The sequence below is a fragment of the Polaromonas sp. genome, from assembly GCF_010365105.1.
Taxonomy (GTDB): domain Bacteria; phylum Pseudomonadota; class Gammaproteobacteria; order Burkholderiales; family Burkholderiaceae_C; genus Polaromonas.
Map to the genome: position 1 here is coordinate 108,906 of NZ_JAAFGZ010000018.1, position 9,549 is coordinate 118,454.

Consider the following 9,549-nt stretch of genomic DNA (forward strand, 5'->3'; position numbering starts at 1 on the left):
GGTGTTCCTTTTGTCCAGTGAATGCGGATGATGCCGTCAGTGCATGAGTTTTTCAACCGCACCGGGTTTGTCGTGAATCGCAAAGCGGTCCATCAGGGTGGTACTGGCTTCATCGAGGCCCAGTACCTCCACTTCGGCGCCTTCGCGCTTGAACTTGAGCACCACCTTGTCCAGCGCGCCGACCGCCGTGATGTCCCAGAAATGGGCGTGGCTGACGTCGATGCGGACCTTTTGCACTGCTTCCCTGAAGTCAAAGCTGTTGATGAAGGTTTCCGACGAGGCAAAAAACACCTGGCCCACCACGCTGTAGCTGCGCAGGCGGCCTTCGGCATCCAGGCTGCGGTCGATGCGCAGCACCTTGCCAACCTTGTGCGCAAAGAAGATGCCGGACAGCAGCACACCGACAAACACGCCCTTGGCCAGATCGTGCGTGGCCACCGTGATCACCACGGTGGCCATCATCACAAGGCTTGAACTTGGCGGATGCTTGCGCAGGTTGCGGATCGAGTCCCAGCTGAAGGTGCCGATGCTGACCATGATCATCACCGCCACCAGCGCCGCCATCGGGATCTGTTTGACCCAGGGGCCCAGGAACACGATCAGGACCAGCAATCCAATGCCCGCCACCAGCGTGGACAGCCGCCCGCGACCGCCCGATTTCACGTTGATCACCGATTGCCCAATCATGGCGCAGCCGGCCATGCCACCGATGAAACCGGTGGCGATGTTGGCCACGCCCTGCCCCACGCACTCGCGGTTCTTGTTGCTGGGGGTGTCGGTCAGCTCGTCAACAATCGAAGCGGTCATCATCGATTCCAGCAAACCCACCACGGCCATCGTCGCGGCATACGGCAAGATGATCCTGAGCGTTTCCAGGGTCAAAGGCACATCGGGCAGCAAAAAGATCGGCAGGCTGTCAGGCAACTGGCCCATGTCGCCCACGGTGCGAATGTCCAGCTTGAGCAGCATCGCCACGCCGGTCAGCACGACGATGGTGACCAGCGGGGACGGCACGGCCCGGGTGATGTACGGGAAGCCGTAAATGATGGCCAGGCCGGCCGCCGTCATGGCATAAACCACCCAGCTCACGTCGGTCAGTTCGGGCAGTTGCGCCATGAAGATCAGGATGGCCAGCGCATTGACAAAGCCGGTAATGACCGAACGCGAGACAAAACGCATCAGCGCGCCCAACTTGAGCAGCCCGGCGACGATCTGCAGCACGCCGGTCAGCACGGTAGCGGCCAGCAGGTATTGCAAACCATGCTGCTTGACCAGCAGCACCATCACCAGCGCCATGGCCCCGGTGGCGGCCGAGATCATGCCGGGCCGGCCGCCGGTGAAGGCGATGATCACGGCGATGCTGAATGACGCATACAGGCCGACCTTGGGATCCACGCCGGCAATGATGGAAAAGGCGATGGCTTCGGGAATCAGGGCAAGCGCAACCACCAGGCCGGCCAGCAAGTCGCCCCGGACGTTGGAAAACCAGTCCTGGCGAATGGATGAATAGATTGTTTTCAATGAATAAAGACGGCGCCAGGCATGACCGGGCGGCCGTGAGTCAATGGTGAAATGGGGATTGAACAGGACCGCCGAAAAGGCCGTCTGACTCGGTGAACATTGGGGGGTGGGGGTGCCCGAAATGACGACTCAGGGCGGTGTCACAGAGCAAAAGTAGCCGCGTGGCAACTCGCTGCCCGGGAAGGAAACCCGGAAAGTGGACAGCGTACCAGGGACTCTTTGCATTGATGCATTTTACGCATGGAGCCGGCTTGCCAGCGCGGCAGCTTGCCGCCCGACCTGTCGACGCTGCACTTCAAAAGGCGTTTTTTCCGACAATGCCTTCATGCGCCTGCCCGGGGTCGGGGCGGCAACGCCGCAGGGCAAGTTACGGGCTGCCGGGCCGGGGAAGAGTTCGCGCCTTCGAGAGAGCGCGGGACAGGGCCGACACATTGTCATAACCCGAGACGCTGGCAGCTGCCTTGAGGCCCTGGCCCGACTGGACCGCACGTTGCGCCATCTGCAGCCGAAGCGTGCTCAGGTATTTGCCCGGCGGGCTGTTCATGGTGTTCCGAAAGCGCACGGCAAACGCGGTCCGTGACATGCCGGCGTGCTGCGCCATGGATTGCAGTGTCCAGTCCTTTTGCGGTGCGTCGTGCAGCGCCACCAGCGCGCTGGCAATGCGCGGATCGGCCAGCCCGCTGAACAGGCCACCGTGTTCGACAGGATGGGCGACCAGATGGCGCAGCAACCCGATAAAAACAATCTTGCCGGCGCAGTTGAGCAGCGCCTGCTGGCCGCAGCGCGGCTCGCTCGTCTCGCTGCGCAGCAACGCCAGCACATGCTGCAGCAAGCACTCTTCCTCTGCCAGCGGCACCACCCGGGGCTGGAAAAATTCAGCCAGCAGCAAGGACGCCACCGGCCCCTCCAGAAACACCCTGGCCGATAACAGCGGCACCTGCGCGCTGCTGTCGCTTGACATGAGGTCGTGTGCCTGGTCACCACGGCAGATCAAAAAGGCAGGTGCACTGGCTTGCAGGGCGCTGGCCGGCGCTGCGCCCGACTGCACCAGTTGCACCGTGCCGCTGCTGACGACATGCAGATGAAGCATGGGCACAGCGCTGGCTGCAAAGTGCAGAGGCGCTGCGCACGCTCCATGCGGCAACGCGGTTGACATTTCGACGCGCGGTGCCAAGCCGCGCAGCAGAGCGGAAAGGCGGTCGGGTTTGACAGGGACATTCATTTTTGTACGTAATGCAATGTTTTATGAACCAATTTTTGCATAGAGTACACAACAATACCCATTCCCAACCGTTCGCATCCATCAACCCAGGAAATCCTCATGCGCAACTCAGCCCTTTTGCCCCGTTACCCCGTGCCCGCCCTCAACGTGGCCCTCACGACAGGAGGCCGTTTTGTGCTGGGTGCGGACCCCGGTGACAAGTTTGACCTGCTGGTGTTCTACCGAGGCCTGCATTGCCCTGTTTGTGCCAAATACCTGCTGGAGCTGGAACGCCTGGCGCACGAGTTCGCTGCGCGCGGCGTGCAGGTGGTGGCCATCAGCAGCGACGACGAAGAGCGTGCCGGGCAGATGGCTGCCAAGGTCAGCGCCAGTGGCATGAAGCTGGGTTACGGCCTGAGCCTGCGCGCCGCCCGCGAGTGGGGTTTGTACCTAAGCGCCTCGCGGGGCAAGACGTCCATTGGCATTGACGAGCCTGACGTGTTCAGCGAGCCGGGTGTGTTTATCGTGCGACCGGATGGCACGCTGTATTACGGCGCGGTGCAGACCATGCCTTTTGCCCGGCCGCCGTTTCAGGACTTGCTGGGTGCGATTGACTTTGCCATCAGCAAGGACTACCCCGCTCGCGGCGAGTTCACGGGCGAGGTCTGAGCCTGGAAAGGATGCCTTTTAAGGGGGCACTGGCTGCGAACGGAAACCAGGACCGCAGGCTTTTTTTGCGCCCTCAGCTCAGCCACTTCTGAAAAAACTGCGCCTGACCCATGGCCGGATCAAGCTGATAGCCGGCAAAGCCGACGCGTTCATACAGGCGGATCGCGCGGGCGTTGCCGGCAAGCACTTCCAGCGTCAGCTTGCAGGCGCCGCGTTGACGGGAAATTTCCTCCACCAGCGCCAGCATCTGCTCGCCGACCCGCCGGCCCCGGTGGCCGGCCAGCACCGCCACATCGTGGACATTGACCAGCGGGCGACAGGCAAAAGTTGAAAAGCCTTCGATGCAGTTGATCAGGCCGACGGGCTGGTCGCCGCGCTCCCCGTCAAAGGCCAGCACGCTGAAGGCCTGCGGCAGCGCGGCGAGTTCTTTCACCAGATTGGCCTTGGCAAAGGCGCTCAGGGCTTCGCCGCCACCCGCCGGGTCCTGCGCATAGGCGTCGAGCAGATGGACCAGCGCGTCAGCGTGGACCGGGTTGCGGTAATCGGCCTGGCAGACATGCAGGCGGGGTGAAATCGATTCAGTGGAATGGGTCACGGATGGCTCTTTGGCAGAAACTGGGTACATGGATTTTAAGGACCGGCCAGCCGTCATCCGCACAAGCGCCCGCAGTGACTTTGTTACGGCTTTTGCTTTACCGGACATTTACCGGCCTATTTCCGTGACGACATCTTCGCCCGGGTGCTTGCTGGGATAATTATTCAGCGCCAACCCTGTCAATCGCCCCGGCCATTCGCCAGAGGCCGGACAGGGCGCCCTCCCCCTCCCTGTAGAAATGAAAATGCCGCCGCCAGCGTCCTGTCGCGGCATGCAAAAGGACCGCTGATGGATACCCGTGTCGACACCCCGCCCATCCACAGCAACACCCCTCCCGCCCAACGCATGAGCCGCCGCACACGCCTGCTCGGCAGCCTGCTGGCGCTGGCGTTGCTGGCCGGCACTGGCTGGCTGGCCTGGCACCTGACGCACCCCGACACGCCAGAAGCTGGCGCAGCGGGCGGCCGGCGCGGCGCACCCGCCACCACTGTCGGCGTGGCGACCGCCGAAAGCAGCCGCATCCCGGTCATCCTGGAAGCGCTGGGCACTGTCACGCCACAGGCCACCGTCCGGGTCCGGCCGCAGGTGTCGGGGGTGTTGGAAAAAGTACTGTTCAGGGAAGGCCAGTTGGTCCGCGCCGGCGAATTGCTGGCGACCATCGACCCGCGCCAGTTCGAGCTGGCGCTGATGCAGGCCAGCGGCCAGCGCCAGCGCGACGAGGCGCAATTGGCCAGCGCCCGCGTCACGCTGGCGCGCTTTCAGACGCTGCTGGCGCAGGACTCGATTGCGCGCCAGGAAGTCGATACCCAGGCCGCGCTGGTCAAGCAGCTCGAAGGCACGGTGATGATCGACAAGGCCAACGAGGGCGTTGCGCGACTGAACCTGGGCTATGCCCGCGTCGTCGCGCCCATCAGCGGCCGCGTCGGCCTGCGCACCGTCGATGTCGGCAATGTGGTCAGCAGTAGCGATGCTAACGGCATTGCGCTGATCACCCAGGTCAGCCCGATCGACGTGGTGTTTGCCGTTCCGCAGGACCGCGCGGGCGAGTTGCAGCAGTCTGCCGTGGCCGGCCGGGCGATGCAGGTCACGGCGCTCGACAGGACGCGTTCCAGCGCGCTGGACACTGGCGTGTTCGCTTCGCTGGACAACCAGGTCGATGTGCAGACCGGCACGGTCAAGGCCAAGGCGCGCTTTCCCAACGCCCAGCTGGCGCTGTTTCCGAGCCAGTTCGTCAATGTGCAGCTGGAACTGCGGACGATTGAAAACGCCGTCACAGTGCCGGTGGCGGCGCTGCGCCATGGCAATGCCGGCGACTATGTCTATGTGGTGAATGCGGCCGAGCGCACGGTCAGCCTGCGGCCGGTCCAGCGCGGCCAGGCCACGGCGGACAAGATACAGATTGCCTCGGGCCTGAAGGCGGGCGAGCAGGTCATCACCGAAGGCGCCGACCGGCTCAAGGACGGCGCGCCGGTGGTGCTGCCGGGCGACAGCCCCAGGGGCATGAACGGTGCAGGCGCCGGCAAGCGACAGCGTCCGGGCGCCCCGGCCGATGGTGCCAGGCCGGGTGCGTCAGCCGCAGACGACGGTGCAGCGCCAGCAACCCTGCCAGCTTCGGGCGCCGCCAGCGCACCACGCCGCCGCCGCGCCTCGCAAGCCGAGGGCGCATGAACCCGCGCGCGCCAGCCAATGCGTCGGGCGTTCCACGCGGCGATGCCGGACATCCGGGCAACCTTGACAATTCCGGACCTTCGGGCGACTTCGACGATTTCGGCGACAACAACGCGCACGCCTCGACACTGAGCCCGTCACGGCCCTTCATCATGCGGCCTGTCGCCACGGCGCTGTTGATGCTGGCCATCGTGCTGGCCGGGCTGGTCGGCTTCAGGCTGCTGCCGCTGTCGGCGCTGCCGCAGGTTGATTACCCGACCATCCAGGTGCAGACGCTGTATCCCGGCGCCAGCCCCGAAGTGATGGCGCAAACCGTCACCGCGCCGCTGGAGCGCCAGTTCGGCCAGATGGCAGGGCTGTCCCGCATGAGTTCGACCAGCACGGCGGGCGTGTCCATCGTCACCTTGCAGTTCGGCCTGGGGCTGGCGCTGGACGTGGCCGAGCAGCAGGTGCAGGCGGCCATCAACGCCGGCGGCTCGCTGCTGCCGGCCGACCTGCCTGCGCCGCCGGTGTATGCCAAGGTCAATCCGGCCGACGCGCCGGTGCTGACGCTGGCGATCACCTCAAGCACGCTGCCGCTGACCGAGGTGCAGAACATCGTCAACACCCGGCTGGCGCTGAAGATCAGCCAGGTGAACGGCGTCGGGCTGGTGGCGCTCAGCGGCGGCCAGCGACCGGCGGTGCGCATCCAGGCTGACACGCGGGCGCTGGCCTCGTATGGCCTCGGACTCGATGCGCTGCGCACAGCGATCAGCGCCGCCAACGCCAACGGCGCCAAGGGCAGCATCGATGGCCCGACACGCTCGTATTCGATCAATTCCAACGACCAGCTGCTGGCCGCCGAGGACTACCAGAAACTCATCATTGCCTACCGCAACGGCGCGGCGGTGCGCGTATCGGATGTGGCGCGGGTCGTGGAAAGCGCCGAGAACACGCAGCTTGGCGCCTGGGCCAGCATCGCCTGCACGCAGGATGCGTCGGCCGCCTCAAAAAATCAGGAAGATTGCCTTGGAACGCCCGGCAAGCGGCTGGTGCCCGCGATCATCTTGAATGTGCAGCGCCAGCCCGGCGCGAATGTGATTGCCACGGTGGACGCCATCAAGGCGCGCCTGCCCGAGTTGCAGGCCGGCCTGCCGACGCAGATGCGCGTCGATGTGCTGAGCGACCGCACCACCGGCATCCGGGCTTCGGTGCTGCATGTCGAGATCGAGTTGCTGCTGGCGGTGCTGATGGTGGTGCTGGTGATTTTTGCGTTCTTGCACAACCTGCGCGCGACGGTGATCGCCAGCCTGTCGGTGCCGATTTCGCTCATCGGCACCTGCGGCGCGATGTACCTGCTCGGCTACAGCCTGAACAACCTGAGCCTGATGGCGCTGACGATTGCCACCGGCTTCGTCGTCGATGACGCCATCGTGATGATCGAGAACATCTCGCGCTACATCGAGGAAGGCGAGTCGCCCATGCTGGCCGCGCTCAAGGGGGCGAAGCAGATCGGCTTCACCATCATCTCCCTGACCGTGTCGCTGATTGCCGTGCTGATTCCGCTGCTCTTCATGGGCGACGTGGTGGGCCGGCTGTTCCGCGAATTCGCCATCACGCTGGCCATCACGATTTTGATTTCGGCCGTCGTTTCCCTCACGCTGGTGCCGATGATGTCGGCCAGATGGCTAAAAGAAAAAGCCCCCACGCTCCCCGCTTCGCGTGGTTCGCTGCCCCCCGGGGGGGCCGCTGCGCCTGCGGTCTGGCAAAGCCAGTCCCGCGGCCCTGGCTGGGCTGGGGAGAGTGCCCCCACGCTCGGCGAGAGGCTGCAGCGCTTCTTCGATGGCGTAATAGTTCGCTACGACCAGTCGCTGACCTGGGTGCTCCGGCACCAGGGCGCCACGCTGGTGGTGGCGCTGGCCACGCTGGTGTTGACCGTGCTGCTGTATGTGCTGATTCCCAAGGGCCTGTTCCCGACACAGGACACCGGCCAGTTGCAGGCGCGCGTCGAAACCGCCCAGTCGGTGTCGTATGCACGCATGTCGGAGTTGCAGCAGGCAGCGGCGCGCGAGATGTTGCAGGACCCGGATGTGGAAGCGCTGAGTTCCTTCATCGGCGTCGATGCGGCGAACAACACCATGCTGCACACCGGCCGCATGCTGATCAACCTGAAAAAAGAGCGCATCGGCAGCCAGCAGGAAACCATGGACCGGCTGCGCCAGCGTGCCAGCCGGGTTGCCGGCGTGACGCTGTACCTGCAGCCGACGCAGGATTTGACGATTGACGCCGAAACCGGTCCGACGCAATTCCGCGTGTCGATGGAAGGCGCGAGCAACGCGGTGGTGGTGCAGTGGGCCAACCAACTGGCCGAGCGCATGGCGCAGTCCACCAGCCTGCGCAACGTGGTGTCGGACGCCGGTGCCCAGGGCACGGCGGCTTTCATCAACGTGGACCGCGACACGGCGTCGCGCCTGGGCATTGCTACCTCGACGATTGATGATGCGCTGTACAGCGCCTTCGGCCAGCGCATTGTCTCGACGATCTTCACCGAGACCAACCAGTACCGCGTGATCCTCGAAGCGCTGCCCGACGCGCGCGCCACGCCGGCTTCGCTGGGCAACCTGCCCCTGAAGACCGGCACGGGCACGACCACGCCGCTGTCGTCGATTGCCACCATCACCGAGCAAGCCGCGCCGCTGCAGATCACCCACGTTGCCCAGTACCCGGCAACGACGCTGGGTTTTGACACCGCGCCCGGCGTGTCGCTCGGAAAGGCTGTCGACGAGATCAGGCAGGCGGCCAAGGACATCGCCATGCCTTCCAGCGTCAGCCTGACCTTTCTGGGCGCGGCGGGAGCCTACCAGGCGTCGCTCTCAAACCAGCTGTGGCTGATTCTGGCGGCGGTGGTCTGTGTGTACATCGTGCTGGGCGTGCTGTATGAAAGCTATGTGCACCCGATGACGATTCTCTCGACGTTGCCGTCGGCGGGCGTCGGCGCGTTGCTGGCCCTGATGATCAGCGGGTCTGACCTGGGGGTGATCGGCATCATCGGCATCATCTTGCTGATCGGCATCGTGAAAAAGAACGCGATCATGATGATCGACTTTGCGATTGACGCCGAGCGCAATGAGGGCAAGTCGGCTCAGGAAGCGATTCACCAGGCGGCGCTGCTGCGCTTTCGGCCCATCCTGATGACGACGCTGGCGGCGCTGTTTGCGGCCGTTCCCCTGATGCTGGGGTTTGGTGATGGCGCTGAGTTGCGGCGGCCGCTGGGGCTGGCAATTTTTGGCGGCTTGATCGTCAGCCAGGTGTTGACGCTGTTCACGACGCCTGTGATTTACCTGGCGTTTGACCGGCTGGGGCGGCGGTTGGGGCGGAAGGAGCGGGTGGATGCTGCTGTTGCCTGATTTTTACGCTTTTTATTGCGCTTGCGCTTTTCCTGCTTGCGTAGGTAGCTATTTATTTGATAGTCGCTTTCGCTGCTTGCACCTGTTGGCCGGGGGTAGCCCGGCGGCTACTCACTTTTCTTTGCTTCGCCAAAGAAAAGTAAGCAAAAGAAAGGCGACCCGGCTGTCAGGGTCCCTGCGCTTCGCTTCGGGCAACCTGCGCTGCCCCGAAAAAACGGGGGTCGGCGCAAACTCGCTTCACTTCGTTACGCTCAAACAGCGCGCCGCCCTGATCCCGTTTTTTTGGGTCCTCACAGGCCCAGCCAGAACGGGACAGGCGGGGAATGAAGTCCGAACAGCCGAACAGCCAGACAGCCACCGTGCCCGGGCTTTGGTTCTGTGTGCTACAAATTCAATAGCTGCTTGCGCAAGCGGGATATGCGCTAGATTCACTTTTAATACAAAAAAAGAGCCTCACCTCGCCACCTCCATCCTCCTCCCCCTCTTACTCCTTCCCCCCTTGGGGGAAG

General features: G+C 64.0%; 6 protein-coding genes. 3 read left to right on the forward strand and 3 right to left on the reverse strand.

Features of this window, described 5'->3' with window-relative positions; genetic code table 11:
• Positions 1-36: 36 nt before the first annotated feature.
• Both GZ092_RS13535 and GZ092_RS13540 read right to left on the reverse strand, forming a co-directional pair.
• Entirely contained in the window at positions 37-1,512 is a 1,476-nt protein-coding gene (locus GZ092_RS13535; protein ID WP_293637138.1) for a SulP family inorganic anion transporter, read from the reverse strand.
• Positions 1,513-1,888: 376 nt separating this feature from the next.
• On the reverse strand, positions 1,889-2,743 hold the full coding sequence (locus tag GZ092_RS13540) for an AraC family transcriptional regulator (RefSeq protein WP_293637108.1): 855 nt from the start codon (positions 2,741-2,743) through the stop codon (positions 1,889-1,891).
• Between the two features lie 99 nt (positions 2,744-2,842).
• On the opposite strand from GZ092_RS13540, the gene GZ092_RS13545 reads away from it, so the two are divergent.
• Positions 2,843-3,391 carry a peroxiredoxin-like family protein gene (locus GZ092_RS13545; protein WP_293637109.1) on the forward strand — a complete coding sequence of 183 codons (549 nt, stop codon included), beginning with the start codon at positions 2,843-2,845 and terminating at the stop codon, positions 3,389-3,391.
• 73 nt (positions 3,392-3,464) lie between these two features.
• On the opposite strand, the gene GZ092_RS13550 is transcribed toward GZ092_RS13545, so the two are convergent.
• Positions 3,465-3,986, reverse strand: coding sequence for a GNAT family N-acetyltransferase (locus GZ092_RS13550; RefSeq protein ID WP_293637111.1), 522 nt, complete (start codon positions 3,984-3,986; stop codon positions 3,465-3,467).
• Positions 3,987-4,274: 288 nt separating this feature from the next.
• Here GZ092_RS13550 and GZ092_RS13555 point away from each other — a divergent pair, with 288 nt between their 5' ends.
• Together GZ092_RS13555 and GZ092_RS13560 are read left to right on the forward strand one after the other, a co-directional pair.
• Complete coding sequence (locus tag GZ092_RS13555) at positions 4,275-5,654, forward strand: efflux RND transporter periplasmic adaptor subunit (protein ID WP_293637113.1); 1,380 nt, start codon at positions 4,275-4,277, stop codon at positions 5,652-5,654.
• A 128-nt stretch (positions 5,655-5,782) separates the two neighbouring features.
• Positions 5,783-9,040, forward strand: a complete 3,258-nt coding sequence (locus GZ092_RS13560; protein WP_293637139.1) for an efflux RND transporter permease subunit — start codon at positions 5,783-5,785, stop codon at positions 9,038-9,040.
• Positions 9,041-9,549 lie beyond the last annotated feature (509 nt).

What these genes read in the sequence shown, in the direction of transcription:
- GZ092_RS13540 (WP_293637108.1), bottom strand. Translation starts at nt 2,743, where the DNA reads ATGAATGTCCCTGTCAAACCCGACCGCCTTTCCGCTCTGCTGCGCGGC.
- GZ092_RS13545 (WP_293637109.1), top strand. Translation starts at nt 2,843, where the DNA reads ATGCGCAACTCAGCCCTTTTGCCCCGTTACCCCGTGCCCGCCCTCAAC.
- GZ092_RS13555 (WP_293637113.1), top strand. Translation starts at nt 4,275, where the DNA reads ATGGATACCCGTGTCGACACCCCGCCCATCCACAGCAACACCCCTCCC.